This is a genomic window from Bacillus infantis (genome assembly GCF_020171945.1).
Taxonomy (GTDB): domain Bacteria; phylum Bacillota; class Bacilli; order Bacillales; family Cytobacillaceae; genus Bacillus_AB; species Bacillus_AB infantis_A.
Genome location: NZ_JAIVAP010000013.1, coordinates 46,730 through 73,092, shown reverse-complemented (window position 1 = coordinate 73,092; position 26,363 = coordinate 46,730). Strand labels below are relative to the sequence as shown.

General features: G+C 47.1%; 28 protein-coding genes and 1 riboswitch. Of the genes, 7 read left to right on the top strand and 21 right to left on the bottom strand.

What is annotated here, in order from left to right; all coding sequences use genetic code 11:
- The first annotated feature begins 71 nt into the window (after window positions 1-71).
- Window positions 72-1,262, top strand: coding sequence for an MFS transporter (locus LCM00_RS16850; protein ID WP_224904235.1), 1,191 nt, complete (start codon window positions 72-74; stop codon window positions 1,260-1,262).
- A gap of 49 nt (window positions 1,263-1,311) precedes the next feature.
- Here LCM00_RS16850 and pdxA read toward each other — a convergent pair whose 3' ends face one another.
- The 10 genes from pdxA to LCM00_RS16805 all read right to left on the bottom strand — a co-directional run bounded on the left by pdxA (window position 1,312) and on the right by LCM00_RS16805 (window position 11,672).
- A complete protein-coding gene (gene pdxA / locus LCM00_RS16845) occupies window positions 1,312-2,286 on the bottom strand; it encodes a 4-hydroxythreonine-4-phosphate dehydrogenase PdxA (RefSeq protein WP_263623405.1) in 975 nt (324 codons plus the stop codon).
- Between the two features lie 19 nt (window positions 2,287-2,305).
- On the bottom strand, window positions 2,306-3,619 hold the full coding sequence (locus tag LCM00_RS16840) for a four-carbon acid sugar kinase family protein (protein ID WP_224904230.1): 1,314 nt from the start codon (window positions 3,617-3,619) through the stop codon (window positions 2,306-2,308).
- Between the two features lie 39 nt (window positions 3,620-3,658).
- Window positions 3,659-4,639, bottom strand: coding sequence for a 2-keto-3-deoxygluconate permease (locus LCM00_RS16835; protein ID WP_009794638.1), 981 nt, complete (start codon window positions 4,637-4,639; stop codon window positions 3,659-3,661).
- Window positions 4,640-4,819: 180 nt separating this feature from the next.
- Window positions 4,820-6,580, bottom strand: coding sequence for a sigma-54-dependent transcriptional regulator (locus LCM00_RS16830; protein ID WP_224904228.1), 1,761 nt, complete (start codon window positions 6,578-6,580; stop codon window positions 4,820-4,822).
- Between the two features lie 49 nt (window positions 6,581-6,629).
- Window positions 6,630-7,595, bottom strand: a complete 966-nt coding sequence (locus LCM00_RS16825) for an LCP family protein (protein ID WP_224904225.1) — start codon at window positions 7,593-7,595, stop codon at window positions 6,630-6,632.
- Between the two features lie 15 nt (window positions 7,596-7,610).
- Window positions 7,611-8,249, bottom strand: coding sequence for a DUF1232 domain-containing protein (locus LCM00_RS16820; protein ID WP_224904223.1), 639 nt, complete (start codon window positions 8,247-8,249; stop codon window positions 7,611-7,613).
- Window positions 8,250-8,575: 326 nt separating this feature from the next.
- Complete coding sequence (locus LCM00_RS16815; RefSeq protein ID WP_224904379.1) at window positions 8,576-9,208, bottom strand: copper homeostasis protein CutC; 633 nt, start codon at window positions 9,206-9,208, stop codon at window positions 8,576-8,578.
- An 18-nt stretch (window positions 9,209-9,226) separates the two neighbouring features.
- Complete coding sequence (locus LCM00_RS24685) at window positions 9,227-9,361, bottom strand: hypothetical protein (RefSeq protein ID WP_263623401.1); 135 nt, start codon at window positions 9,359-9,361, stop codon at window positions 9,227-9,229.
- 10 nt (window positions 9,362-9,371) lie between these two features.
- Window positions 9,372-10,232: an MBL fold metallo-hydrolase gene (locus tag LCM00_RS16810; RefSeq protein ID WP_224904221.1), complete on the bottom strand. Its 861-nt coding sequence runs from the start codon at window positions 10,230-10,232 to the stop codon at window positions 9,372-9,374.
- Window positions 10,233-10,301: 69 nt separating this feature from the next.
- Entirely contained in the window at window positions 10,302-11,672 is a 1,371-nt protein-coding gene (locus LCM00_RS16805) for an amino acid permease (RefSeq protein ID WP_224904218.1), read from the bottom strand.
- A 391-nt stretch (window positions 11,673-12,063) separates the two neighbouring features.
- Window positions 12,064-12,143, bottom strand: a riboswitch (glycine riboswitch).
- A gap of 200 nt (window positions 12,144-12,343) precedes the next feature.
- On the opposite strand from LCM00_RS16805, the gene LCM00_RS16800 reads away from it, so the two are divergent.
- The 3 genes from LCM00_RS16800 to LCM00_RS16790 all read left to right on the top strand — a co-directional run bounded on the left by LCM00_RS16800 (window position 12,344) and on the right by LCM00_RS16790 (window position 14,052).
- Entirely contained in the window at window positions 12,344-13,051 is a 708-nt protein-coding gene (locus tag LCM00_RS16800) for a hypothetical protein (RefSeq protein WP_224904216.1), read from the top strand.
- 66 nt (window positions 13,052-13,117) lie between these two features.
- Window positions 13,118-13,621 (top strand): DinB family protein, encoded by a 504-nt coding sequence (locus tag LCM00_RS16795; protein WP_224904214.1) that lies wholly within the window; start codon window positions 13,118-13,120, stop codon window positions 13,619-13,621.
- Window positions 13,621-14,052, top strand: a complete 432-nt coding sequence (locus LCM00_RS16790; protein ID WP_224904212.1) for a hypothetical protein — start codon at window positions 13,621-13,623, stop codon at window positions 14,050-14,052. The genes LCM00_RS16795 and LCM00_RS16790 overlap by 1 nt, the downstream gene beginning before the upstream one ends.
- 64 nt (window positions 14,053-14,116) lie before the next feature.
- Here the strand turns inward: LCM00_RS16790 and LCM00_RS16785 are convergent, their stop codons facing one another.
- Both LCM00_RS16785 and LCM00_RS16780 read right to left on the bottom strand, forming a co-directional pair.
- On the bottom strand, window positions 14,117-15,859 hold the full coding sequence (locus tag LCM00_RS16785) for a cation:proton antiporter (protein ID WP_404802173.1): 1,743 nt from the start codon (window positions 15,857-15,859) through the stop codon (window positions 14,117-14,119).
- Window positions 15,860-16,051: 192 nt separating this feature from the next.
- On the bottom strand, window positions 16,052-17,482 hold the full coding sequence (locus LCM00_RS16780) for a DHA2 family efflux MFS transporter permease subunit (protein ID WP_224904208.1): 1,431 nt from the start codon (window positions 17,480-17,482) through the stop codon (window positions 16,052-16,054).
- 187 nt (window positions 17,483-17,669) lie between these two features.
- Here LCM00_RS16780 and LCM00_RS16775 point away from each other — a divergent pair, with 187 nt between their 5' ends.
- Entirely contained in the window at window positions 17,670-18,239 is a 570-nt protein-coding gene (locus LCM00_RS16775) for a TetR/AcrR family transcriptional regulator (protein ID WP_224904206.1), read from the top strand.
- A 111-nt stretch (window positions 18,240-18,350) separates the two neighbouring features.
- On the opposite strand, the gene LCM00_RS16770 is transcribed toward LCM00_RS16775, so the two are convergent.
- Window positions 18,351-19,355, bottom strand: a complete 1,005-nt coding sequence (locus LCM00_RS16770) for a DUF3231 family protein (RefSeq protein WP_224904204.1) — start codon at window positions 19,353-19,355, stop codon at window positions 18,351-18,353.
- Between the two features lie 113 nt (window positions 19,356-19,468).
- Window positions 19,469-20,293 carry an STAS domain-containing protein gene (locus LCM00_RS16765; protein ID WP_224904202.1) on the bottom strand — a complete coding sequence of 275 codons (825 nt, stop codon included), beginning with the start codon at window positions 20,291-20,293 and terminating at the stop codon, window positions 19,469-19,471.
- Between the two features lie 212 nt (window positions 20,294-20,505).
- Between LCM00_RS16765 and LCM00_RS16760 the strand changes: the two genes are divergently transcribed.
- Window positions 20,506-20,877, top strand: a complete 372-nt coding sequence (locus LCM00_RS16760) for a VOC family protein (protein ID WP_224904200.1) — start codon at window positions 20,506-20,508, stop codon at window positions 20,875-20,877.
- A gap of 461 nt (window positions 20,878-21,338) precedes the next feature.
- On the opposite strand, the gene LCM00_RS16755 is transcribed toward LCM00_RS16760, so the two are convergent.
- From LCM00_RS16755 to LCM00_RS16725, 7 genes are all read right to left on the bottom strand, one after another.
- On the bottom strand, window positions 21,339-22,283 hold the full coding sequence (locus LCM00_RS16755) for a DMT family transporter (RefSeq protein ID WP_224904197.1): 945 nt from the start codon (window positions 22,281-22,283) through the stop codon (window positions 21,339-21,341).
- 83 nt (window positions 22,284-22,366) lie between these two features.
- Window positions 22,367-22,801 carry a GNAT family N-acetyltransferase gene (locus LCM00_RS16750; RefSeq protein WP_224904195.1) on the bottom strand — a complete coding sequence of 145 codons (435 nt, stop codon included), beginning with the start codon at window positions 22,799-22,801 and terminating at the stop codon, window positions 22,367-22,369.
- A gap of 15 nt (window positions 22,802-22,816) precedes the next feature.
- Entirely contained in the window at window positions 22,817-23,299 is a 483-nt protein-coding gene (locus tag LCM00_RS16745) for a GNAT family N-acetyltransferase (protein ID WP_224904193.1), read from the bottom strand.
- Window positions 23,300-23,428: 129 nt separating this feature from the next.
- Window positions 23,429-23,788 (bottom strand): rhodanese-like domain-containing protein, encoded by a 360-nt coding sequence (locus LCM00_RS16740; RefSeq protein ID WP_224904191.1) that lies wholly within the window; start codon window positions 23,786-23,788, stop codon window positions 23,429-23,431.
- A 45-nt stretch (window positions 23,789-23,833) separates the two neighbouring features.
- Window positions 23,834-24,205 (bottom strand): sulfurtransferase, encoded by a 372-nt coding sequence (locus LCM00_RS16735; RefSeq protein WP_224904189.1) that lies wholly within the window; start codon window positions 24,203-24,205, stop codon window positions 23,834-23,836.
- A 171-nt stretch (window positions 24,206-24,376) separates the two neighbouring features.
- Window positions 24,377-25,510, bottom strand: a complete 1,134-nt coding sequence (locus LCM00_RS16730) for an MBL fold metallo-hydrolase (protein WP_224904186.1) — start codon at window positions 25,508-25,510, stop codon at window positions 24,377-24,379.
- Between the two features lie 47 nt (window positions 25,511-25,557).
- Window positions 25,558-25,944 (bottom strand): DUF302 domain-containing protein, encoded by a 387-nt coding sequence (locus LCM00_RS16725; protein WP_224904184.1) that lies wholly within the window; start codon window positions 25,942-25,944, stop codon window positions 25,558-25,560.
- A gap of 155 nt (window positions 25,945-26,099) precedes the next feature.
- Here LCM00_RS16725 and LCM00_RS16720 point away from each other — a divergent pair, with 155 nt between their 5' ends.
- A complete protein-coding gene (locus tag LCM00_RS16720; protein WP_224904182.1) occupies window positions 26,100-26,267 on the top strand; it encodes a cytochrome c biogenesis protein CcdA in 168 nt (55 codons plus the stop codon).
- Window positions 26,268-26,363: the final 96 nt, after the last annotated feature.

The window sequence follows — 26,363 nt, the reverse complement described above, 5'->3', positions numbered from 1 at the left end:
TCATAATATGAGATATCTCATATTATTTTACTTTTCCTCTTGGTATGATGCAATCATTGGAGGAATGAACGATGAATTCACAACGCTGGATGAGTAGACAATTTTTTAGTTTCTTTTTTACCTGGGGGATTTTCCTTCCTTATTGGACCGGGTGGATGATTCATACAAAGGGAATGACGGTTGGCCAGGCGAGCCTGATCATGAGCCTCGGGCTTGTGGTGCGCGGCTTGTCGACGCTGTTTGCCTTTCCCTATCTGTCAGGAAAATTCAGCAGCAAGGTACTGATCAATGGAATGGGCATCGGGACGTTCGTTATTTTGCTGCTTTGTATCCCGGCTGATTCGTATTCGACTTTGCTTGCTGCAGTGCTTTTTCTGCACTTCTTTTATCCGACCCTGATGCCGGCGATGGATACGGCTGCCGGTGTGCTTGTGCAGCATAAGCAGCTGAAGAATTATGGCAAGAGCCGGTCATGGGGATCTCTGGGATTCATTATCAGCGGCCTGATCCTGACGATGTTCACAGGGCGGTTCGGGGACGGCTTCATCCTCTGGGGGCTGCTGTTCGGTGTCTTTATGCTCGTCTGCCTGGGAATGATGCAGGCTCCTGATGTGCTGTCACAGAAGCCAAAGGCGGATGCCGGGAGCAGAGGCTCGCTGCTGAGGCCGTTCAAGGCCCAGCATTTCGCGATTGTGCTCGTGATCGTCATCCTGCTGCAGGCAGCACATGCTTCTTATTACAACTACGGCTATATTTTCCTGCAGGAAATCGACGCGCCGAAATACCTGATTGGGGCAATCCTGAACATCGGCGTCATTGCCGAAATCCTGTTCTTCCTGATCGCTGACCGTGTCTTCCGCAATGTATCGCCGGGCTCCCTGCTGGCACTGGCAGCACTCGGGAGTACCGTTCGCTGGATCCTTGTGTTCGCCTTCCCGAATGTGGAGATGTTCTCGGTATCGCAGGTCCTGCACGCCCTCTCTTTTGCCATGGGGCATTATGCATTCATGAAATACATGATCCAATACATCCCGCCGAAGGATGTCCCGATCGCCCAGGGCATCTACTCCGCTCTCGCCCTCAGCTGGAGCACGGCAGTCTTCACCATCTTTGGCGGATACTTGTATGAGATCGAGCCGAGATATGCGTTCCTCGGAATGCTGGTGTGTACGGTGCCTTCGCTGATTGTGGCACTGATTTATCGGAGGATGGCGGATAAGCAGAGTACTGCTGGAGGCCACGCTGCTGTAAAAGAGGCATAATGAAAAAAGCTTGGATACCATCGCATCCAAGCTTTTTTCCTGTTTTTGATTATACGGACTTAGGCGCCAATTCCACTGCCTGTCTCATCGCTTCCACCAGGCTCTTCTCGTCAGCAATTCCTTTGCCGGCGATATCAAAGGCTGTGCCATGGTCGACGCTTGTCCGGATGATCGGCAGTCCGACGGTGATGTTAACGCCGGCATCAAGGCCAAGCACCTTCACTGGACCGTGGCCCTGGTCGTGGTACATTGCCACAACGATGTCAAAGTCACCGCGGACAGCACGGAAGAATAGAGTGTCAGCTGGAAGCGGGCCAATCGCATTGATTCCTTCTGCCTGCGCTTTTTCCACGCCAGGGATGACCTTTTCTTCTTCTTCACCATAGCCGAACAATCCATTTTCACCGGCATGAGGATTGATTCCGCAGACGGCAATCTTCGGTGAATCGATTCCCGCTTTGGTCAGTGTCTCGTGCGCTAGCTTGATGACATGGTAGACACGCTCAGGGTTAATCATTTTTACCGCATCCAGGATGCCGACATGTGTTGTGACATGGATGACCTTCAAATTAGGAGCGGAAAGCATCATGGAGTAATCCTGAGTGTTCGTCAGGTCTGCCAGAATTTCTGTATGGCCTGGATACTTATGGCCGCCTTTTTGCATCGCTTCCTTGTTCAACGGAGCTGTACAGATGGCAGCAATTTTCTTTTGCTCCGCAAGCTCAATCGCTGTCCGGACGAATTCAAATGCAGCATGTCCCGCTTCAGGTGATACCTGCCCTACAGGAAGGTCTGCCGGCAATAGATCCAGGTCCAGGCAATAGACAGTGCCCAGCTGGTAGTCCAGCCCTTCCAGATCCTGTTCGTTCACTGTTTCGATCGTTAATTTGCTGTCTACAAAGCCCTTTGCGCGTTCAAGGATTTTGCGGTCCCCGATGACAAGCGGGTTGCAGATCTGGTAGATTTCCTGATCCGCAAGTGTTTTTAAAATAATTTCCGGTCCGACTCCCGCTGCATCTCCCATTGTGATTCCTACTGTTGGTTTATTTTGATTCACATTTCTCAACCCTTTCGATCATATAATTTACCGCATTCATCAAAGAATCTTCCTTGCCGAAACCGCCTGCCTTCGTTACAGCCCAGTAATTCCGGGCACCGCTCTTGATCCTGCCAAACGGCAGTCCCGGTTCTACTTCGGAAAGAAGCTCCATTTCACTCACACCCAGCTCCTGGCATACAGCTTTCGCTGTATCCCCACCGGTTAAAATGAGGCCATCAATTTTATCTGCTTTTTCTAAAAAGATGCGGGCCGCCTTTCCCAGCCCAGTGGCAATCCTCTCACTGACTTGGTTTGCGGTAAGATTCTCCGCAGCCCCCGCTTCCTTCGCCAGCATCCGATTTTCCTCCGAGGAATCGACGTACAGAATGAACTGGCTGTCTCCCTCTGCATTTCCTGCTTCTTTCAAAAGACTGTCTATATCAAGGCTATCTTTTACTAAATCAACGGGATTTACTTCGATAAAGCAGCTTTGTTCTTCATGCTTAAGGCTCTCAAGCTGGCTTCTCGTTACAGCGGACAAGCTGCCGGAGACAATCAATGTCTGCTGGACGGAAATCTCTTCTTGTTGCTGCCCGACCTCTGGATCAAGCTTCAATGCTTCAGGGAGATATTCAATCAATCCGCCTGAGCCGGCCCAAACTGTTTTCTTTTCCAAGCCGGCAAATATCCCGGCAATCTGCTCCAGGTCTGTCTCCGTCTCTGCATCGCAAACAAACCAGGCAGTTCCTGAACTGAGCTCATTTTCAATAAAAGAAACGACTTCATACTTTGGCCCCCTTAACAGAGAAGCATCTAGCAGTACAATCTTTTCCTTAACGATCCCCTTTAGCAGATCAGGTATATAGCTTTCTGTTACAGGCGTCTTCGGATCGCGCCCGAATTCCGTTTCCGTGATCAGCTGGCCGTTTACATAATGTTTCCCGTTCAGCGTTGTACGGTTCAGCTTAGGGAATGCCGGGGCAACCACTACAGCTTCCGGCTCGTAAATATGAACTACTGACGCCAGCTCGGCCGCAATATTTCCCCTTAGTGTGGAGTCGACCTTTTTATAGACATGATCGTACCCTTGCTGAAAAAGAAGAGAAGCAGCTTTTAACACTGCTTCGTATGCGGCTGCTTCCGTCTTCCCGCGGCTGTCGGTATCGACAATCAGCACATCTGTATGAGAGTGGACATTGGTGTCGATATCCATGACAACGGTGGAGTTGAATCCTTTTTTCGCCAATTGGACGCCTGAATCATTTGAGCCAGTCAGATCATCAGCGATAATTCCCATTTTTGTTTTCAATGCAGTCACACCCTTAGTTGCTGGAATTTCTTCTATATTACCGTAAAATTACCGGTTAACCTCTTTGCTGAAATCATACCCTTTTTTCTCCATTCGCTTCACGAGGAAGGCGATATACAATGGCAGAAGGATTGCTGTTGTTACTGTGGAAGCTGCGACCTGGACTGTCGCCAGATCAGCATACTGGGAAAAGCTCGCGCTTGCCGCTGCGATTGCAGCTGGAGTTGCTACCGCATTCCCTGCAGTTGAGCCTTCTGCTGCCCCAACAATTGGGTTCCATTTCAATGCTTTGAAGACGAAGTAGCCGGCAGTTCCTGTTACAAAAACAGTCAGGAAGCCAAGAACAACACCTGTCAGACCGCCATTGACGATAGCGCCGAAGTCGATTCCCATACCAAGCGCAAAGGCGAAGAAAGGGATCAGCATAGAGCTGCCTTTATCAAGGAAGGTGCGCATTTCATCATCCAGGTTTCCAAGCACCATTCCGACCACGATTGGAAGAAGAACAGCAATGAAAGATTGGAAAGAGAACATTCCGTTTACAAAGCCCATAGCACCGAAAATCGATAGTGCAACCATTGTCAGGAAAGGGCCATCATTCAAAGCCAGCAGTGAGTAAGCCGCACGGTCTTCTTTGCTGCCGTACTGTCCTACAAGGGCAACGAACAGACCGCCGTTGCTATTTGTCATTGCGGCAATGACAGCAATTGGAGCAAGTCCAAGGAACAATCCGTTATCACCGGCAAACATATAAGCAATCAAACCTGCGACTGCACCGACTGCCCATTTGGTTGCAAGCAGTGTGGCGCCTTTTCCCACGGAAACCCCGAAGGATTTTACATTAATCTGAGCCCCTGTACATAGGAGGAACAATGCGATCAGCGTGCTGGCACCGTTTACAAATAAGGCTTCAGTAAAGTTGCCGATTCTTAGTAGATTTGGAGCAAATGTATTTATAGTGGCAGCAAGCAACAGTGGAACAACCATCATGCCGCCGGGAATTCTTTCAAGACCTGCCTTTATTCTCATAGTATAGCATCCCCTTTATCATTGTTGAAATTTAAAACATACTGAAATCGTTTACAAACTTATAGTAATCGTTTTCATTGGATTTTGCAATGGTTTTCACGAAAAAAGTGATGCGTTTATCTTCAACATCTAAAAAACGTTGCATTTTTAAACATATATAAATATAAAAAACAGGCTTAATTAATCCTTAAGCCTGCGCCATAAGGTGGAACGGTTAATCCCAAGCCGTTTTGCCACCTTAGTCTGATTGAAGTTTTCCTGAACCATACACTCCTGAATGATTCTTTTTTCGATTTGTTCTAATGTGCCCTCAAGGAAACTTTCCGGAAGGGCTGTTCCTTCCTTCTGTTTCTTATCCAGAAGGGCATCTATTGTTTCTTTTTGCAGCACATAGCCATTTTCATTCCCGGCTGCGTCGAAGACCACACTCTTCAGCTCAGAAATATTGCCTGGCCAGCTGTAGGTTTCGAGCAGCTGGAATGCGTCTTCCTTAATCTTGATCGGGGATGTTCCCTTCTCCTGATGTGATTCTGCAATAAAATAAGCGGTGATTGCCCTGATATCTGCCTTTCGTTCCCTGAGAGCCGGCAGGTAAATACGCGCGGCATTTTCATCAAATAACCAGCTGTGAAAAAGAGAATCCTCCTCTTCATGGGCAATAATCACAGTTTTACCGGTTCTGATCCAAACTTCAGCCAAGTCTATCAAGTTCTTTACCTGGATGTGCTCCATGTTCTTGGTGCCGGTTATATAGACGGTTGTCATATCCTCATCGAGCTGAACATTCCCGAGGGCCGCTTCAGCCGCATCAATCATCTGCAGCAAGCCTTGCCCCTGATGTTTCTGATGATGGATATAGCGGGCCAAATCCCGTTTGCCTGTCCCTTTTTCGCCAATCAGGTTCCACTTGTTCTTTTGGATATGATCCGCCACATCCTGCAGGCTATCCCTCATAGGCTTGCTTTCATGAATGATCAGAGGAGGCTGGGAGACGGATTCCAGCCAGCCGGAGCTATCCGTACGTTCATTTTGAAGCTTACTGAAGCTGCGGAGATCATACCGCTTTCCTTGTGTCACCAATGGCGAAGACTGCATCTTTACTTTTCCTCCGGCTTCATCTTCCATGATTGTGGAGCTGAATGCTCCATCCACCTGCTGGGCTGTGAGGGAATGTGGTTCAAAAGGAAGGGATGAAGGATCGATTGCTCCCCATTGCTCAAACACAATCTTCTTATCCTCATCCACGATAATGAGATCGGTGCCTATTTTTCCAAGTGCGGCCTTGAGTATCTCGATTTCTGCCTGTTTCTTTTGGAATAAGGCCGTAACACTGCCTGCCCTTTGGAAAGCATCAAAGATGGCCTCCCTCCCCGACTGGATCAGTATGCCTTCCAGGCCATGGCGGTCGGCCACATTGACGGTAACCACATCCCCCATAATGACCCTGAAGCCCTGCTCCTTTAATTGAGGGACGAGCATATCAACTTCCTCCGCCTGTTCAACCGTATATACCTCTGTCGGAATCTCCAGTATATCCGTGATCGTCTTCGCTCCGAGGGTGATATTCGAAAAGCCCACAATTGCTTTCTTACCTGGAAAATCATTGGCGAGCGTAAGTACCCTGAGCATATCATAGCCTGAAATATGTACATCAATAACCGGAAGATTGGTATATTTCTCTATTCTTTTGGCTGTACCCCCGCGGCTGATAATCACATGATAGCCATCACGTTCAGCCTGAGAGGCGATCGGGACTGCCTCCTCCAGGTTTGCCACCTTTACATCCACATCAACCCCCGCTTCCACCCTGCACTGCTCAATCAAATTCGACATGGCCTGATAGGGAGCAATAAATAAAATTTTCATACTCATATCCATCACCCGTTCTTTTATATCCTTCATACATAGCATACCATGCTGTAAATCGCAACGATTAGACAAAAAACAAAAAGGCTGCAGCACTTCCCCCAGGAAGCCTGCAGCCTTCTCTTTATTCAGCCGTTGTGCCGGTTTCAACACTGGCTGGCTCTCCATCCAGGAACGCCTGGATGGCTTCTGTGTTCTGTTCAAAGTCGATATCGAGCGCCAGTCCGATTCCGTCATATCTTTGGTCTGTATATGAATTCTCGACGGGAATGGTCAGGGTTTCCACTGTCTCCGGCTGTTTCAGGGCGAGGCTCTTCATCAGGCCGAGAAGATCTGTACCCTTAAGGTTTGTCTGGATATATGGCTGCACGGTGCCAAGCATCTTCGGCAGTTTGAGGACGCCATTGGCACTCAGGAGCTGGTCCTTCATGGCATTGATGACCTGCTGCTGGCGGCGGACGCGTCCGAAATCAGCTTCGGCATCTTTGCGGAAGCGGGCATATCCAAGCAGTTCCTGCCCATTCAGCCTTTGAAGCCCAGGCTCGAGGGAGACACCTATGTTGGCGGACATCTGTTTTTCCACATCGATTTCGATGCCTTCCGGAGCAAGGGCATCGACCACTTTTTCAAAACCTTTGAAATCAATCATAGCGTAATACTCTATATCCAGGTCAAAATCATTTTTCAGCGTTTCGCGGAGCAGGTCCGGCCCGCCCAGATAGAAGGCGGTATTGAGTTTATAGTTTTTATAACCGGGGATCTCAGTGTAGATATCCCTCATCACGGAAATGACCTTTGCCGTTCCTTCCTTCGGATCATATTGTGCGACCATGATGGAGTCAGTGCGGGACTTTTCTTCATCCGGACGTGCATCGACCCCAAGCAGAAGGACATTAATCTTTTCATCGAGGCTTTTCACCCCGTTGAACTCAATCTCCTCCTGCTGCTTTGCCTTCACCGGGTCTGCCATGTCGACACCCGCCTGGTATTGGTAGACGAAATAGCCGCCGGCTGCCACAATCAGCAGCATCAGGACAGTTAATACTTTCCATCCGCGTTTTTTCTTTTTCTTGCGTGCTAGTCTGCTCATGTTATCTCCAATCCTTTATATGGTCTTTGTTTTTTTCATCGGAAGGGCGTTCATGGCCCAATGGATCACCACTGCATCGTCTAAATATCCGACCGGAAAGAGGTAATCCGGGATGCAGTCAACAGCGGCAATGAAGTAAAGGAGGGCTCCTCCCATCAGGGCAAGCTCCGTCTTTGTCCCTTTTTTCAGGGAGAACTTCTCGTACATGTCCTGCAGCTGCTGGATAAAGGGTCCCATGCCTGCCACTTTTTTGACCTTCTCATCAAACTGGCTGAGGATCGTGCCGGCCCCTTCCCCTGTCTGTGAAAGCTCTTCAAATCTAGCCAGCTCTTCTTTCACATCTTCGAGGCGGAACTCCCCGTCCATCAGCTGGGCCGTTTCAAGGATATCCTGAATTTGGCCAATTGAGTCATTGCGCTCTGATGCGGGGCCGACTGGATAGCCTGCAGCCTCGTATAATCTGGAGATCGGAACGCTCAAATGCTCGGCAAACCGCTGCAGGTGCTCAGGAGTCGCCTTGCGCTTTCCGTTGACGATCTTTGAGATCACCGCCGGATCAATCCCCGCCATCTGGCCCAGCTTCCTCATCGACAGTGACCGCTCTTTCAGCAGCCCCTTCAGAAGCCCGCCAATTTCCTTGCTATTCTCTGCCATGCTCTCTTTCCTTTCTAGCTATGTCACTTCTATTAATATTACAGAGAGTGTTGACGTTTTGTCAACACTCTCTGTAATAGGGTGCCGGAAGAGCATATATTCTATTTAATGAGTGATTTTTTCTCCTCGTAAAAAGGAGGTGCCGACGCTTATTTGCGAGTTTTTGAGTTTATTTGCGACTTTCGGAAGATATTTGCGACTTCTGGAATATATTTGCAACTTTAAATTTTTATTTGCGACTTTCTCGATATATTTGCGACCTGCCCATCTTGCGGGCGCAAAAAAGAGACCGGCTCCAGTCCGGTCCCCCTCCTCACTAATTCCACTCACCCAACAATCCTAGTCCCATGAGCTTCCCGAACATTTAGCTCCGCAGCAATCTCAGGCAGATTCTCATCCGTAATCCCCCCGCCCGGCATGATAGTAATTCTGCCGGCAGCATGATCAATATACTCCTGAAGACGCGGCAGATTCTCCAGAATCCCCGAACTAGCTGGCCCTCCATGCGTCAAAATACGATCCACATCATGCTCCGCGAGCCAATCGATGGCCTGCAGCTGTTTGTCATGCCGGATATGGTCAAACGCCATATGAAAGACAGTCTCAAGCCCATCCGCAAGGTTCAATAGAGCGCTCATAGCTTCCTCATCAATCCAGCCATCCTCCGTCAGGCAGCCGAATACCACGCCATCTGCGCCGAGGTGCTTAAGATGAATAATGTCTTCCTCCATAATCGCAATCTCTTCTGCGTTATAAACAAAATCCCCGCCCCTCGGCCTTACCATCGCCATGACTCCCACGTTATGTCTGCGGCAATATTCAATTGCCTTCACTGCAACGCCATGGCTGACGGTTGTCCCTCCGACCGAGAGATTATCGCACAGCTCCACGCGCTGGGCGCCTTTGTTAATCTTCTGAGGAATCAGAGTCAGATTCTCCACACACACTTCCTTCAGCATCTTCTTCATCCTTTCGGCTTAAAGCATGTCTCTTAAATTAGATTGGATTAAATCGGGCAGCATTTGAAAAAACAGCCCCTCAAACATGATATCCAATACACCTGCTGCGATTAATAGAAGCAGCAGAATTACCAGCCATCTCTTTTTCGCCATCTTCATCCCCCTATCCTTTAAAGCCATTCACAAAGTACACAAGCGTTTCTTGTTCTTCATTGGTAAGCTCCCGGCCATAGGCTGCTTCTAGCCCTTTTTCCATCTTTTCCTGATCGCCCCCGTAAGCTGCCGCTAAGTGGGCCAGAGTCCGGAGCAGGTCTGCTTCCGCCTGGTATTCTTCTCTTGTAATTGGCTTCCAGTGGGAGATGATATACGTATCTGCGTCGAATATTTCAATTTTTTCAAGCATATCGAGGGTGGCCTGAGCTGTGTAGCGCCAGGTGGGCGCGTACATTTTCGGCGCAGTCGCATCGGCCAGAAAGACCATCCGCTCTTCTTTTATATAAATAATCACAGAGTCAGGGGCATGGTCTCCGCCCACCTGCTTTAGTACGCAGGTGATGCCGCCAAGGTCGATCGTCATTTCATCCTTGAATGTTATGTCCGGCAGGCTGATCCGGATAGGCCGTTCCTGATGCGGGAATTCTTCCTTGATTGCGTCCGCACAGAATTGGATCTCAACTCCCTCCTCAACCCGCTTGGCCAGTGATTGATCATCCCACTTAAATGGGACCAGTTGTTCCATCTCCACCCTTGTATCAGCAGAGGCAATCGACGGAATATCCAGCGCTTCAAGCCCAAAGATATGGTCCCAATGCCAATGGGTGATGGCCGCCAGAGTGGGCTGCGGCCTCCCCGCTTCTTTTAATTTTTCCAAAAACAGCTTTGCATGTGCCGCTGAATTGCCGGCATCTATCATCAATGTATGCCTGTCCCCTGAGACAGCCATCAGAATCGGCCTGTCTGTCGGGCCAACAGGTGTTAAATACGAAATCCTGTCTGACCATAGAATCAATTCTTGTTCCATCATTCAATCTCCTTTGGCTGATTTCTATGCCCTTTCTTTATAGCATAATTCAGGGAGATTATCATGGCCATCTTAATGTACTTCTTTTACCTTAAGCGCTGCTTCCTTCTTCCCTCTGTAAAAATAGAACCCATAGAGCAGAAGGAACCATACAGGCGTCAGCAGGAGCGCCGGCCTTGTTTCTTCAGCAATCAGCATGATGACGAGGATCATCGCAAATAATGCAAGGACGAGATAGTTCACTAATGGAGTGAACGGCGCCTTGAATGCAGATGCCGCATGCAGCTCAGGGCGCGTTCTCTTATATTTCAAATGGCAGATAAGGATGACACCCCATACCCAGATGAAGCAGATTGCACTGATGGTCGTCACAATGGCAAAGGCCTGCCCTGGCAAAAGCTTGCTCAAAAGAGCCCCCGCGGATACGACCAGTGCAGACAGCCAGAGCGCATTGGCCGGCACATGCTGCTTGTTCAGCTTATTCAGGCGTGCCGGTGCCTGATTGTTTTTGCTTAGGTTGAACAGAATCCGGCTCGTCGAGAATAATCCGCTGTTGCAGGCAGATGCCGCTGATGTCAGCACAACGAAATTGATGATTCCTGCCGCAACCGGGATTCCGATGAGGCTGAATGTTTTCACAAACGGGCTTTCTGCTGCATTCAGGTCCGTCCATGGATTGATCGATAAAAGGACAACCAGGGCGCCCACATAGAAAAACAGGATGCGGAGCGGGATCTTATTGATGGCAGACGGGATATTTTTCTGCGGGTTGCTCGTTTCCGCTGCCGATACGCCCACGAGCTCCACGCCGACGAAGGCAAAGACTACCATCTGGAAGGAAAATAAGAAGCCTGCCGCCCCGTTCGGAAATGCTCCCCCATGCTCCCAGAGATTGCTCAGCGAAACGGTTCCCGCATCAGTCTTAAATCCGGTAATCAGCAGAATGATGCCGACTGCAATTAACCCAATGATGGTGATTACTTTTATAAGGGCAAACCAGAACTCCAACTCCCCGAACAGCTTGACCGTCAGCAGATTGAATCCGAGCAGAATGACCAAGGAGATAACAGCCGGCACCCATTGCGGGATGTCGAACCAGTATTGGACATAGACGCCGACTGCGATCACATCGGCCATCGCGGTCATAATCCAGCAGAACCAATAGGTCCAGCCTGTCACAAATGCCGCCCGCGGCCCAAGATAGTCCTCTGCGATGTCTGTGAAAGACTGATAGCCCGCTTTAGAGAGCAGAAGCTCCCCGAGCGCCCTCATCACAAAAAACAGAGCTGTACCGACGAGAAGATACGCCAGGATGATGGACGGGCCGGCCTGCTGGCTCGCTTTCCCCGACCCCAGGAACAACCCTGTCCCGATCGTTCCGCCTATTGCGATCAATTGTACATGCCGATTGGCTAAATCTCTTTTTAACTCCTGCTGTTCCATTCCTGATTCCTCCCTTTAAAATAGGGTCTGACCCCTGGGATGTGAAGTGTTGAACATAAAGTTTTAGTGAAAGAACAAAAGCGCAAAGCGCCTTGATCACCCTTTAGGAACGCAGACTAAGAACGCCACGTCCTGTGGCAACGTCTGCATGACCAGCTTCCTGGGGGCCTCAAGACGAACCTCCCGAAAAGGCGTTCTTTGCCTTTTTGGGAGGTTTGGCTTGCGACCTCGGCGCAGCTGCTGGACGTTGATCAAGAATTGATAAATACTCACAAGCCTTACAATCTATGAATTCCTACGTAATAAAAAAAGAGACTGGGGCATCCCCAATCTCCTGATCATCAGAATAACGAATATAAAGGCAAGTCATAAGGCATGCCAAATGTATATCCAATACTCTTCTGTCCTTTTGCCTGAGATGGTGAACCCTTCGGCGCCGCGGAAGCCCGCAGTCTCTCCAGAAGCTGCTCCTGCCATAGTACGACCCATGGCATTCATAGCTTTGTTATGAAATTATACAACAATATTTTTTATATAATAGTAGCGAACAAGCAGTTTGTCAACCGTTCGGTTTGTGATCTTTGAGAATGTGATCCTTTTCTTCACCCCTTCAACCTCTCTGATATTATGGTAAGGTTATCCATATACGTTAGAGAGAAAGGTGGCACACTATGCTGAATCAACAGCTCTATGATTTATATAAAAGGTACGATCCAGGCATGCTTACAGCTCTTGAAGGAAACAGTCTCAGCAACCCTCTTCTTCTGAAAATAAACGATGAGGAACAATATCTAAAAGCCGACTTGAAAGTGATGTTTTTTGGCCAGGAAACAAATACATGGGAAGGCGGGCTGGGCTCTAAGGGCATAGAAGAGCTGCAGGGGACCTACTCCCGATTTTTTGGCGAGGGGAAGTGCTTCCGCTATGGAGGGCCGTTTTGGAACACGGTAAAAGATTATACCGGGGAAATTAAGGAAGCATACCCGGACAAGCGTGTGGAGATAGTCTGGAATAATCTTATCAAGCTTGGAAAGGAAAGCAGCAAAGGCGCTCCCAGGAAGAGTCTGGTGGATATCCAAAAGAAAGCATTCCCTGTTATCAAAGAGGAATTGGCGATTCTGAAGCCTGATGTTGTTTTATTTTTCACCGGACCGCGATATGAACAATACATTAAAGCCGAGTGGCCGGATTTGACCTATCATGAACTCGCTCATGAACCTGCTGGAAAACTAGCAAGGTTAAAAGGCGGATCCTTGCCTGTTCAAGCTTTCCGAACCTATCATCCTAATTATCTCTACAGGGCGGGCAAACCATTTTACAATGCTGTTAAAAAGTCCATCATCAGCAGCATTTCAGTTGCACCAAAAGTATTTTCTTGAAAAAACAGGTAATTATCATCACGCAGGGAATATATTGGTGAAAGATTGAAGTGAGGAGGAATAAAGATGTTTCAGACAGTGGATGGTTTTTTAAAGCTATGGAACTATGAAGTGCATACAACACAGAAGGTCCTCGACCAGCTGACAGATGAATCTCTGTCCCGGGAGGTCACTGCCCAGAACTGGACACTTGGGAGGATTGCCTGGCATACGGCAACCAGCATTGGTGTGATCGCCTCACAGACAGGCCTCGCCTTTGAAGCACCCGCCAAGGATTATCCGGTCCCCCAATCAGCTAAATTCATCTCTGACATCTACCAAAAAGCGAGCATCGCTCTCGCCCATGCAGTCAAGGAGCAATGGACCGACCAGTCCCTCAAAGAAGAAAAAGACTTTTTCGGCCAAAGAATGTCAAACGGACAGCTTCTATTCTTCATCATCCAGCATCAAACACACCATCGCGGACAAATGACCATCCTCATGCGCCAGGCAGGATTAGCGGTTCCCGGTGTTTACGGACCTGCTAAAGAGGAATGGGCGATGATGGGGATGGAAGCGCCGCAGATGTGATGATGAAAAGATCTCTGCTCTTTTTCCCATGCGCTTTGATTGTTTTCGCAGCTTCCGCCCAGGCATTAAGCTGGGCCTACCCTTTCGTCGTCTGGGATGGAAATGTTTATGAAGTGACAGAGGAAAAAGTGCCGGAAAGCCAAATCGAAAAGAAGATTGGCCAAGTAGAAACCCGGCCCGACGACATGACGGGTGACTACTACGGGAATGCTTCCAACGAATACCCCATCGGAACGAAGTATTTTGAGATTAAAGATCTGCCAGCTGACGAGGGCATAGCTGTTGAAATTGCGGAAAATGAATGGCAAAAGGCCGTTTTTGCCCATGAAGCACCTTTTCATTGGATGGATGCGGTTCCCTACATCCTGCTCACCGCCCTATTGCTGGCTGCTGCCATCGCTATCGCTATCTACCTTAAGAAACGGAAATAAAATAGGTGCCTTCCCCGCTGCTATACAGCTCAAAATGGGGACAGGCACCAGTTTTTTTATTATTTTATTCTCCCTGCTCCAATACCACGAGCTGATCCCCCACATTCAGCATCAGCTTTTCTTTAAATGTAACAAACGCAAGATCGCCGTTTTTCCTTTTTACGCATAAAGGTGTTCCATTTGGCTCCAGTTCTTCTTTTACCAGCATTTGTTTCCCTTCGATTTCGATTGTCCTTATCTGATAGCCGATGTTGACCTTTTTATTCAGTTCTGTGAAGGTTGCTCCTTCTCCAAACAGCAGATGCGCTTTAATGGCAGATGAGATCTCCCGGTGCTCTGACTGCCTCGCAGCAATTGGCAGGGAGAATGTGTTGTTATATCCGAATTCAGGGATATAGGTTTGGCACACAAGTGCATTATAAGCCGCATCCCCCTTCATGGCGAGAAGGTTATTATAAGGACTCTTGTCGATCTCAAAGTCACTGTGCTCTGAAAGGATTTCCCCATGATAGGTCGCAATTCCCAGCTGCCTTGCATGGTATAGCTTATCAAAGGAAGTATCCGTGATCAGCGCTGGAACGCCCAATTCCTTCAGGTGACTGGCAAAGGCAATCGCAAAGCTGCTCGCCCCCACAATCAGGACGCCGGAAGAATCCGGATTCGCCAGCTTCAGCCTCCGGGCAATCGGACCGATGGTAAAACCGTGAACACACACGGTGATAAAAACAAGTGCGAGAGTCAGCGGCGTTAAGATTGAGGCATTAGAATAGCCATCTTCAATCAATAGTGCAGCAAAATACCCCGAAACCGTCAATGCAACAATCCCTCTTGGCGCAATCCAGCTCACAAGGGTTTTTTCCTGCAAGGTCAGTTCTGTGCCAATCGTTGAGATCCATATCGATAATGGACGAACAAGGAAAAGCATAATGATGACGAATAAAATGATTGGCCACGTGAACACGTCCATAATCGTTTCCCTTGTCAGGGAGGCGGTCAGCAGAATAAAGATAGTCGAAGTCAGCATAACCGAAATATTTTCCATGAAGTGGCCGATGCTTCCGATTGAATGGACATATTTCTTCGTCCGCGCAAGTGTCAGCCCCATGACAGTTACAGCGAGCATCCCGACCTCGTGCATGATCGCTTCGCCAAGCACGAAGCAAATCAGAACAAAACAAAAGATAATCGGTGACTTCAAGTATTCAGGCAGCCACCCTCTGCCTACTAAAAGGCTGACCAGAATCCCAATTGCATAGCCGACTATGATGGCAAACAAGGAATCAATGAAAAATGGAATGAAATCACTGATATGCACAGGCTTATCCAAGGTTATTTTGATAATTTCATACGCAAAAAGGGCCAGCAAAGGACCAATCGGGTCGACGATGATGCCTTCCCACTTCAGCACTGAAGAAACCCGTGCTGATAATTTTGCCTGCCTGAGCAGCGGAATGATGACCGTAGGCCCGGTCACCACAAACAGACCCCCGATGATAAAGGAAATTTCAAGATCAAGCCCCGCAATATAATGTGCCGCCACAGAGCCCCCGACCCATGCTAAAAGGGCGCCAAGGGTCACAATGCGGAAAACAGATTTGGAAATCCCCTTCAGCTCCCGGATATCCAGGCTGTTGCTGCCTTCAAATAGAATCAATGCAACAGCTAGAGAGATGATCGGACTGTAAAGCTCCCCAAGCCCTTCCTGCGGATTGATCAGACCCAGTACAGGGCCGATCAAAAGCCCGGCAACCGTCATAATCACAATGGATGGCCACTGAATCCGCCAAGCAAGCCATTGTGAAAACATACCGAGTACGATGACGACCACGATGCTGGTCAATGTAATTTCTGGCTGAATGTCAATCACCTTCCTGATTGGAATCTTTTTCAACTATATATATCGGAAAGTTTACCAGACAAATGGACGGAATAAAAATAGATGAGCCTGCCTTATATATTTTTTTAAAAAGAGGGACAGAAAACCTGTCCCTCCGTTTCTCTATTTTGCCTCAGCACCGCTCTTTTCCTTTCTTACAAACAGCGACACAATGAAGGTAATGATCCCTAAAGCAAACATGAACATATACGCATCATTTGTCCCGAGGATAGAAGACTCCAGTGCCACTTGAGAAGGCCGCAGCTGATGGTTGGCTTCCAGCAATCCGGTTGCATGGGCAGAAGTCCTGCTTGTAAATATTGTGATGATCAAGGCCGTCCCGATGGATCCTGCCAGCTGACGAACAGTATTTGTCACGGCCGACCCGTGGGCATTCAAATGGCTCGGCAGGGAATTCAATCCTGCCGTATTCAGCGGCATTGTCAGAAAGCTGATCCCGATGCGCAGGAAAATGGTCCGGATCATTAAATAATTATAGGTGGTCGTTTCTGTCAGATGGGTTACCGCCCAAATGGAAGGAATCATGAACAGCAGCCCAACCATTATAATCGGCTTAATGCCGAACTTATCCAGCAGCTTTCCAGAGACAGGCGACATCAAAGCATTTACCAGGGCACCGGGAAGCAAAAGCAAAGCTGTATCGAGAACAGTAAAGCCCCTGCTTGCCTGCAGATAAATCGGCAGCAGGATCATATCTGCGTACATCACAAACATGATCATTACGCTGATGATAGTCGTCGTCGTGAACAGGGGTATCTTGAATACACTCAAATTCAGGAGGGGATCCTTGGAACGAATCTGGCGCAGGCAGAACAGAACCAGAAAAATCAAACCAATTGCCATGAAGATCAGCACCTCAGCGCTTCCCCAGCCTTTATCCCCTGCATTGCTCAATCCAAACAGCAGCCCGCCGAAGCCGATTGTCGACCATAGGACACTGGTGTAATCAAGCCTGGCTTTCGTTGTTTCCGATACATTCACAAGGAACTTTAAAGACAGCAGGATGACGATCGCCACAAGCGGCAGCATGCCGATGAAAATCCAGCGCCAGGAATAATGTTCAATAACAAAGCCAGCAATCGTCGGACCAATGGCCGGCGCAAAAATCATCGCCAGTCCGATAAAGCCCATTGCCGCCCCGCGCCCTTCCTTCGGGTAAACGACCAACACAACCGTCATCAGGAGCGGCATGATAATTCCGGCCCCCGCCGCCTGAATCAGGCGCCCGATTAAAAGGAATTCAAATCCCGGTGCAGCCGCACTGACAAGCGTCCCTGCAAAAAGCAGAAGCATCGAGCTGAGAAACAGCTGCCGGGTGGTGTACCTCTTCATCAAAAAGGCCGTCACCGGAACCAGAATCCCGTTCACCAGCATAAAGCCCGTGATCAGCCATTGAACCGTTGTCGGACCAATATCAAACTCGGTCATCAGATCAGGCAGAGCCACATTTAAGATCGTCTGGTTCAAGATGGATAAAAAAGACCCCAAAAGCATGACAGGTATAAGAATCTTTCGATTGATAGACTCATTCATTTTTAAAAACCCTTTCCCCTATAATTAATTGACACTATGTTAATTAATTGATACGTTGTCAATAAAGTAGATGCTAACATGCGGAAAGGGAAAAAGCCATTTACACTTTCCAGTAAAATGTAAACTAATCGACATTTTTTGTTAGTATGTCAAAAAAGTTTGGGATTATAGTCAAAGGAGTGGGAAAATGTCTAGCCAGGAAAAGATTGATCCACGCATTATCCGGACAAAAAAGATGTTCAAGGAAGCGCTCGTGTCCCTGCTCCAGGCAAATGGGGACCAAAGCAAATTAACTGTCCAGAAGCTGGCAGACCGTGCCGAATTGAACCGGGCAACCTTTTATCTTCACTACCAGGATATCGAGGATCTAAAGGAACAGATGGTAACGGAAGTGCTTGAAGAACTGACAGAGACGATCCGCCCTCTATTCGAAGAAAACGTGGATAAAACAACGCCCATCATTGTCTCATTTTTGGAGCATTTCTATGAGCATGCCGGCCTCTTCAATGTGATGCTCGAAAGCAAGGACTTCCGCAGCAGGCTGTTCGACATCATCGTAAGCATCATATCGGCCCGGCGGGAGACCAGAAAAGGAAAAGGGCGCAGCCCGCAGGTCCCCATTGAGATCATTGCCTCCTCTACCTTTGGCATCATCTCATGGTGGATCCAGAAAGGGATGCCTTATACGCCGGGATACTTGGCGGAGCAGATTGATATGGTGTTCAGGAGCGGAGGACATCGGACTTCAGCGGAATAAGAGGTGACACGCTGCCAGGCACAGTTTTTTTCGGCAAATAGTCCGCTTTTGTTTTGGAGCGACTATTTTTAAAAATAAAATGCCCTGGCCTTTATGGAGGGCATTTTCAGGTTATTTCCGCTTGGCAATTTCTGTTCGATTCGGTGCAAGAGGAGGCTGTTCAAGCCACTTATTTTTCACCATGACATCAAACCAGTTTTTCGTAACCATCAGGTTCTGCAGAATGGTTGCCTCATATGTAGTGACCAGGTCTGTTCTCATTGCGGCTGCCAGGCCTGCTCCAAGGTAGTTTTGGGCTGCCTGAAATAAGAATCCCATATGATACATGATCAATTTATCGGAAAATGGTGCTTCGGTTGATATGGTAACTTCTGTTTCCCAGGATTTCGGAACCGGCAGATTATCAGCCTGCATAATTTTCGAAAGAGATATAATTTGGCCATTGGCAGTCTTCTCAGATTCGGCCAGGAACTTTTTCACCTCTTCTGACTGAACTATTTGGCTGAATGCAATCGAAAGAGTTTTGGCCATAATGCTCTTTTTGATGTTTAAAGAAATACTGATAATTTCCGGTGCTGAAAGTGTTCTGCCTTTGCCGAAAAAACCGTCCTTAAAATCTTTGTTTGTAACAAACTTAGGCTGGTCGTCCGGATAAAACAAAGGGTCTCTTTGGAAAAGCCCTTTCTCGAGCAGTAAATCAATGGTTTGATGATACATTTTTTTCGCATCTTCACCGCATGCATCGTAAAATAACCTCAAATCTTTCCTGATCGAAACGCCTAATGATGTGCTATGCCCCAGCAGCCCGTGAGTAGTCATGATGTTTAAATAATTCAGGCAGAATGTATCTGTAAACAGCCTCTGCTTTCCCGGGTACAGGTCGGTTTCGCTGAATCCAATCGGAACCGGAAACCCCTCATTCTCAATAAACGCCTTAATTTGCGCTTTTTGCCGTTCGAATATCATTATTGCTTCATTAAAGATGCTTTTGATTTCTTCATCCTCAATAATGGAGTACATATATCTATTTACCATATCAACCGCTGTTCCGTTTATGTACTCTCCCCATAAGGACCCGATTTCAGAAGATGTCAGTTTGAAATTTTCCTTATCCATATCCAATCACCTCCCAAATATTATGTCCATTTGTTAGAAATCCATCATATTTTAGAGGTGAATTTTTGATGCAAAAATAAAGCAAGACCGATCCAGCGGCCTTGCTTGTCAGATTATTTCAGATATGCCTTCAACGTCTCTTGAAGCGTGCCCTTTGTTTCAGCATCCTTCTCAAAGCGGATGCCGGCACGGACCATCTTTTTGACAAGATCTGGCCTCAGCCCGGTGAGGATAGCCTTGGAACCCATCATGCCCACTCCAGCCAGAACCTTTTCAAAGTCATCCATAACATCCTTCTCCATCATGGCAATGCCTGACAGGTCGATAACAAGTGTCTGGATCCTTGTGGCTGCAATTTCATTTAAGACTTTCTCTTCAATTATTTCAACTCTATAGGCATCCATTGAGCCAATCAGAGGAAGGACGGAAACCGTTTCACTGACCGGTATGATAGGAACAGATAGATGTTCAACCATTTCCCTCTGTTTAAGAAGCATTGTATCTTTATATTTTGAGTAGCTTAAGAAGAAATTATTAAGAAACTGGTCAATCTGGTCATTCACCGCTTTTTCCAGTTCAAAAAAATCTGCGGATGGGATCTTTTCCTCTCTTTCCTCATTTAGGCTGCCGATTATCTGCCATGTCGTTCTTCTTATGGCCTGAACCCATTCCAGCTTCAAAGAAAGAGTTAAAGAATGCCCTGCCCAGGCAACCCCTTCTTCCTGAGCAAATGCGATGAGATCACTTTCATTGTCGTCAACAATAAAGTAAATTAATTTTCTCGCATTTTTTAAAAGGTCAATATTACCCTTGTTTAAAATCTCATTGATTTTCCCCGAAACATTCACTGCTTCAGACAGCAGCTTGTTCTCGAATTCTTCCCCATGGTTATTAATAAATTGTACTAACTCATCCTTCAAGATTCGTTTGATACTCATTACTACATCCCCCTACTATGTCTTATGAATAAAAAACATTTATTTATACCCGGTTATTATATCAGTTAAACTCTATTTTTTTTATTTTTTGAGCCAGGGGGACAGGTCCCTTGGCCCAGCCCGGGAATGAGTTATTTTAAAGAATGAAGAAGGACATTCTCTTCATAAACAGAACCTAGTATGTGACAGTTATTTTAACTAGGAGGGTTCATATGAAACTTGGGGCATTTTCTGTTAGTTTAAACGTGAAAGACATCAGCATCTCTAAAGCTTTTTATGAAAAATTAGGATTCCAGGCTCTTGGGGGCGATATTGCTCAGAATTGGATCATCATGAAAAATGAAAACTGTGTAATCGGGTTATTTCAAGGCATGTTCGAGAAAAATATTCTGACCTTCAATCCAGGCTGGAATCAGAATGCAGAAAACACTGATTCATTTACAGACGTACGTGAACTCCAAAAGCAGCTCAAAGAAAATGGAATCCACATCCTGTCTGAAGCAGATGAAGCTGGCGAAGGCCCGGCGCACATAACCATTGAAGACCCTGATGGGAACCCTATCCTGATTGATCAGCATAGATAATCGTGCCAAAGAGAGAGAGCCAGGGGGACAGACCCCTTGGCCCAACTTGGAGTTAAATCAACCTGTTCCACACGAAAAGGCCGGCGAATTATCTCATGAAACTGGCCGAATCAGGGCAAGTAGCCGAGTTGGTAGAATCTAGCTTCAATTAATTGAATTATGGCTTGAAATAATCGAAAAATGGCTTCAATTAATTAAAATATCGGCCGGATTGATTAAAAATCCCGGCCAATTGATTCAGTTGAGGCCAATATGGAAACTTCTTCTCATGACCTTTCTAATCCTTACCGCAAATATGGGCCGGGAGACCTCTCCCCCCGGCCTATATTTGCGACTTCCCCGGGATATTTGCGGATTTTTTGATATATTTGCGAGTTTTTCAATTTATTTGCGACTTTCCAATTTTATTTGCGGGTTTTAAAATATATTTGCGACTCTACCTTTTTAAGGTCAATAAACCCCTAGCTTACTCTCAGCGGCTCCTCTTCTCCACCTGGATGCCCCGCCCCGGAAGCAGGCTCCTTTTTCAAAGCAATAAATAAGATCATCCCAATGATACAGGCAGTACCCGCCCACTGAAAAACACCAAAAGGCTCCTTCATCCAAAATACGGTTGTCAGAACAGCAGCAAGCGGCTCGACGCTGCCCAGGAGGCTGGTTTCCTTTGGCAGAAGGCTTTGCAGGCTTTCTATATAAAACCAAAATGCAATCATCGTCCCAAACAGGACCACAAAAGCTAAATAAACATAAGCTTCTCCAGTTAAGCGCTGGAAGTCCATTTGCCACGGCGGCTGGACACAACTCAGCGCAAGCCCGCCGATCACCATCGCCCACCCGACAATGACCAGTGAATCGTATTCCTTAAGCAATGGGACGGCATATAGCGTATAAAATGCCAAAGCTGCCCCGGACAGGACTCCCCATACGATCGCTGGCATTGGCACAGATAATTGCGAGATGGAGCCATTCGTCAGCAGGAAGAAGCTTCCGAACAAAGCCAATGTGATGGTCAGCAAGTCTCCCCGCGTCAGCACCGTTTGTTTACAGAGGACCAGATATAAGATGATCATCACAGGAGCCAAATACTGCAGCAGTGTTGCCACCGCAGCATTTCCATGCTCAATCGAAGCCATATAGGTATACTGGACAGCAAGCATTCCGAGCAGCCCAAAAATAATCAAACGAATAGCTGAGCTTTTCGTTTTCCACACCCCAAGAATCTGGGCACGGTCCTTTGCAAAGTACTGGACGGCCAAAAGCAAAACCCCTGCAATGAGCAGCCGGACGGTCACCAGCCAATCCACATCAACCTGATACTCCTGAAAAAGCTTCTTGGCCGCTGTACCGCCAATCCCCCAGAACATAGCGCCCGTAATAACAAGAATGATTCCCTTACGCCTGTCCAAAATTAATTCTCCACCTTTCAAATGCCATGGGGACAGGTCCTCTGGCCCAAATGGGCCAAGGGACCTGTCCCCATGGCTCCCCTCTAATAACCCAGCTTATAAACAATCTCCCCATCAATCACCCGGCCATCGGCCTCAAATCCAAGCTTTTCATACAATTCCTTCGCCCGGTCATTCTCCGGCTCAAAGCTCAAGTAGATAACCCGGTGATCCTTATCTTCCTTGATCTGTTCGATCAGCTTCTCCATCGCAGCTTTCCCATAGCCTTTGGACTGATATTTGGCATCAATCATCAGGCGGTAGATCCAATATTCCTTATCGTCGAAATCCATGCAGTACATGGTGAAGCCAACCAGCTCTTCCTCATGGTAGATTACCAGGCACTGACACTCTGGATAGGCCTTTGCCTGGGCAAGCGAGAACAGATTCGTCGCCACAAATGACTTTTGCTCTTCTCCTACCTTTAAATCAATTACATCAAAAAAATTATGTCTGTCTACTTCTCTTAAAGAAATCATAGGATCCCCCTGCATCTATGTATTTTGCTTCGTACCACTGACAAATTTCTGGATGACCCGCTTATGCTCATCCTCCCGCTCCGTAAATTCCCCGCCTGTATATTCATTTATCACACATCTCCAAAACCTTTGTGCAGGCTTGTTTTTCTCAATCTGGAAAATTTCCCACTTGCCTTTATGCAGCCCAAAGATATCCTTCGCCACCCGCTTCCCAAGGCCTTCCCGGCGGTATTTTTTCATAATAAAAAACTCGTTGATAGAAAGAGATTCGCTGTCTTCTGCCACCAGCACAAAACCGGCATAGCGCCCATCCAGCTTAATTATATAGGGGTAATGGCCCGCTTCCGTCCAATAGCCGCTCAGCGGATACTCGCTGAATCTCCCATTCTCTTCGACATGTGCATCGATAAATTCGGAAAAGTCATAAATATAAAACTGCAATAAATTCCGGAGCGCTTCCTCATGCTCCGCTCCTGCTTTGATGATTTCGTATTCCATCCCTTTGCACCCCTCTGACCTGCATCTTCTGTATATTCACCGCTCCATAATCGAAATCCTGCTAAACAAAAAAAGACAGCCGGGTGGTGTACACCTGGTTGTCTTCAGAGGACTCATCTGCGCATATATTCAGCTCCAGGCGCTCATGCCGCCTTTTACATTCGCAATATGTTTAAAGCCTGCCTTTTTCAGCAGTTTTCCTGCTTTATTGCTTCTCATCCCGCTCTGGCAGATGACGACCACTTCTTTATCTTTGTCCAGCATGTTTGATTTGCCATGAAGCTCATGCAGAGGGATGTTTTTAAATTCCTTGATATGATTGGTTTGAAATTCCCTGTTGGTGCGGACGTCAATAAATTGTTTCTTTTTATCCTTTAATTCGCCCTTTAGTTCAGCGGTTGTAAGCTGCCTGATTCCCTTTGCCGGCAGCATCCGCTGCATCAGTAAGAATACCAATAGCCCGATCAGCAGATAGTTTAAATATTCCATCAGGCTTCCTCCTCAGTTTTATTTTACCTCTAGGGGTATAAAAATTTATCTTAATCCCGGCTCCAGATCTCCTCTTCTTCCCATATGCTGTTCTACCATCTCATAGCTCACAACCTGAAATCCTTTCTTTCTCAAAAACCGGATGCCCAGGTTCAGTTCCAGCCGGTCAGAAGCGATCACATGGATTTTGCCAGGACTGATTTCATTATAAAAACGCCTTAAATAGGCATAAGGTATATCTACAGAATCACAGTTCATATTTATAGCTTTGTTATTATAATCCCTGATATCGACTACGGTCAGGTCAGGGTCATGGATGCCGGCTTCAGTGCAAGGGACATGGGGAACAGGGACATAGCGCTTATAAAGGCTTGCAGCCAAACCAACGATTATTACCATCAAGATTGAAATAAGCATACCCACCACCCTATATTTATGTTATAGGCCAATAATATACCCCTATAGGTATTATGTCAAGTATAGTAACCCAATTCTCGGATAAAATAAAAGAATTTTTTCCAACAAAAAAAGGGCCGCTACAGCCCTTTCCGATTAGATAATCACCAATCCATAAACTTGTAAATCGCCTTACCTTACAGCGCACCGGTTCGGCCCTGTTTCCATTTCGCTCTGCTCGTCCGCTTCCGGATCTATTTTCCCCATATTGGTTTTCCTGATTTTCTCATAAGAGTTTGGCTGCGGAGGAAGATTCTCTGTCACAGCTTTCCGGAAGCTTTCTTTGCTTTCAATGTTGAGGCCATGATTTTGACTATATAAAGTCCCTAACTTCGCTGATACGCTGCCGTCTTCATTCATTTCTTCAATCGACATATAGTGGGCCGGCAGCACAACTACATCATCATTGATTTCTTTGTAGCGGGAATACAGGGTCTCCCTCAAATCTTCGGCCCATCCCCCTGCCTTTCCGGCCAGATCCGGGCGGCCGATCGAATCGATGAACAGAATATCACCTGTCAGCAGAAAGTCTCCATCGACAAGCAGGGATGTGCTGCCGATCGTGTGGCCGGGTGAATACAGCGCCATAATTGAGACATTGCCAATTGAGATATCATCCCCATCCTGCAGTTTCTTATAGGAAAACTCCACCTCTTCTGCATCCTGCGGCGGAAGATAATAGTCTGCACCCGCCACTTCGGCAAGCTTTCTTCCCCCAGAAATATGGTCCGCATGAAGGTGAGTATCAATCAGGACCTTTAGTTTGACACTGCCTTCATGTTCCTGGATGAAATCCTGATACTGTCCAATCATCCGGTTGGCATCTACAATCGCCCCTTCTCCATTCGAGACAATCAGATAAGACAGACAGCCTTTCCCGATCCGGACAAATTGATAAATCGAACCTCCGCTTTTCAAATCAGCGATCTTGATCGGCTCTAAATGCTCACTCCATGCTTTCATGCCGCCCTCAATGGAATAAACATCCGTAAATCCTGCTTTCCCCAATTCCTCTGCTTCCTTTTTAGAGGAATTTCCTTTTGCACAAACAACATAAATTTCCTTATTTTTTGGAAGCTTGTCCAGAATAGGTTCGATCCCCTCTTCTGTCACCTTCTTATAGGGGGCATTCAGTACTTCTACATTCTTCCCCTCGATCTTCCAGTCGTCGAAAGCATCTGTGCTCCTGGCATCCACGATGAAAAGTTCTTCTCCACTGATCACTTTTTCAGCGAGTCTTTTAACTGAAATCGTTTTTACAGACATACGCAGATTCTCCTTTTTATAAAAATTCCTTTAAGCTTTACTCGTTTTTATACGCTTCTATCCAAACAGTCGATCAGGCGCTGCTCAATATCTTCCGCCATTTCCTGCAGCGGCACTTGGTCCAGTATGCTGATGAGGGCTGTCGGCCGGGGCAGGCCGATTTTCGTTTGGCCCTCTTCTTTATACACAACAATTTTGCAGGGCAGGAAGTATCCTGCAAGTTTAGTTTCTTTCAGTACCCGCTCTGCTTCCTTCGGATTGCATACCTCAAGGACGATGAACTCTTCATCCAGATGGCATCCTTTTTCCTCGAGCTTTTCCTTGATATCAAATGTCCATAGAACCCCAAATTTCTCCTCTTTTAAATTGTCCTCCAATGCAGTGACCGCATCCTGTATGGATTTCCGGGTCGTGACTGTGTAATGAAAATTCATCGGGCTTCATTCCTTTCTTTTAATAAAACTGTATATTGGCTTGTGTTTGCCTATGCTAGAATACTAGTAGGGGTATAAAACTATGCCCTTATTCTGCCCGGCAGTAAACTATTTTTTTTCAGGACACAAGGACCGTAAGAAAGGAGTGAAAGAGTATGGCTGATATTGGTATATGGTTCGCTTTGACTGCGGGGATATTATCGTTTTTTTCTCCCTGTGTGTTTCTGCTTCTGCCCGCTTATGTCACACATTTGACCGGCGGGACAATTGAGAATGCGAAAATGCAGGTCGAGCGCAGCAAGCTTTTCGTCCGATCTTTATGATTTATTATTGGCTTCAGCCTGATATTTATTACATTGAGGGCGTCTGCCAGCCTGCTGAAAAAAAGCCAGGGGGACAGGTCCCTTGGCCCATTTTGG

Excerpts from the sequence above, each read along its gene's own strand:
- LCM00_RS16750 (WP_224904195.1), bottom strand. The coding sequence starts at position 22,801 with ATGATTTCTTTAAGAGAAGTAGACAGACATAATTTTTTTGATGTAATT.
- LCM00_RS16730 (WP_224904186.1), bottom strand. The coding sequence starts at position 25,510 with ATGTCTGTAAAAACGATTTCAGTTAAAAGACTCGCTGAAAAAGTGATC.
- LCM00_RS16725 (WP_224904184.1), bottom strand. The coding sequence starts at position 25,944 with ATGAATTTTCATTACACAGTCACGACCCGGAAATCCATACAGGATGCG.
- LCM00_RS16745 (WP_224904193.1), bottom strand. The coding sequence starts at position 23,299 with ATGGAATACGAAATCATCAAAGCAGGAGCGGAGCATGAGGAAGCGCTC.
- LCM00_RS16785 (WP_404802173.1), bottom strand. The coding sequence starts at position 15,859 with ATGTTTTCACAATGGCTTGCTTGGCGGATTCAGTGGCCATCCATTGTG.
- LCM00_RS16800 (WP_224904216.1), top strand. The coding sequence starts at position 12,344 with ATGCTGAATCAACAGCTCTATGATTTATATAAAAGGTACGATCCAGGC.
- LCM00_RS24685 (WP_263623401.1), bottom strand. The coding sequence starts at position 9,361 with ATGGCGAAAAAGAGATGGCTGGTAATTCTGCTGCTTCTATTAATCGCA.
- LCM00_RS16805 (WP_224904218.1), bottom strand. The coding sequence starts at position 11,672 with ATGGAACAGCAGGAGTTAAAAAGAGATTTAGCCAATCGGCATGTACAA.
- LCM00_RS16835 (WP_009794638.1), bottom strand. The coding sequence starts at position 4,639 with ATGAGAATAAAGGCAGGTCTTGAAAGAATTCCCGGCGGCATGATGGTT.
- pdxA (WP_263623405.1), bottom strand. The coding sequence starts at position 2,286 with ATGGGAGATGCAGCGGGAGTCGGACCGGAAATTATTTTAAAAACACTT.
- LCM00_RS16795 (WP_224904214.1), top strand. The coding sequence starts at position 13,118 with ATGTTTCAGACAGTGGATGGTTTTTTAAAGCTATGGAACTATGAAGTG.
- LCM00_RS16760 (WP_224904200.1), top strand. The coding sequence starts at position 20,506 with ATGAAACTTGGGGCATTTTCTGTTAGTTTAAACGTGAAAGACATCAGC.
- LCM00_RS16820 (WP_224904223.1), bottom strand. The coding sequence starts at position 8,249 with ATGGCAGAGAATAGCAAGGAAATTGGCGGGCTTCTGAAGGGGCTGCTG.
- LCM00_RS16720 (WP_224904182.1), top strand. The coding sequence starts at position 26,100 with ATGGCTGATATTGGTATATGGTTCGCTTTGACTGCGGGGATATTATCG.
- LCM00_RS16765 (WP_224904202.1), bottom strand. The coding sequence starts at position 20,293 with ATGAGTATCAAACGAATCTTGAAGGATGAGTTAGTACAATTTATTAAT.
- LCM00_RS16740 (WP_224904191.1), bottom strand. The coding sequence starts at position 23,788 with ATGGAATATTTAAACTATCTGCTGATCGGGCTATTGGTATTCTTACTG.
- LCM00_RS16825 (WP_224904225.1), bottom strand. The coding sequence starts at position 7,595 with ATGAGCAGACTAGCACGCAAGAAAAAGAAAAAACGCGGATGGAAAGTA.
- LCM00_RS16850 (WP_224904235.1), top strand. The coding sequence starts at position 72 with ATGAATTCACAACGCTGGATGAGTAGACAATTTTTTAGTTTCTTTTTT.
- LCM00_RS16810 (WP_224904221.1), bottom strand. The coding sequence starts at position 10,232 with ATGATGGAACAAGAATTGATTCTATGGTCAGACAGGATTTCGTATTTA.
- LCM00_RS16770 (WP_224904204.1), bottom strand. The coding sequence starts at position 19,355 with ATGGATAAGGAAAATTTCAAACTGACATCTTCTGAAATCGGGTCCTTA.
- LCM00_RS16790 (WP_224904212.1), top strand. The coding sequence starts at position 13,621 with ATGATGAAAAGATCTCTGCTCTTTTTCCCATGCGCTTTGATTGTTTTC.
- LCM00_RS16735 (WP_224904189.1), bottom strand. The coding sequence starts at position 24,205 with ATGCTTATTTCAATCTTGATGGTAATAATCGTTGGTTTGGCTGCAAGC.
- LCM00_RS16780 (WP_224904208.1), bottom strand. The coding sequence starts at position 17,482 with ATGAATGAGTCTATCAATCGAAAGATTCTTATACCTGTCATGCTTTTG.
- LCM00_RS16815 (WP_224904379.1), bottom strand. The coding sequence starts at position 9,208 with ATGCTGAAGGAAGTGTGTGTGGAGAATCTGACTCTGATTCCTCAGAAG.
- LCM00_RS16775 (WP_224904206.1), top strand. The coding sequence starts at position 17,670 with ATGTCTAGCCAGGAAAAGATTGATCCACGCATTATCCGGACAAAAAAG.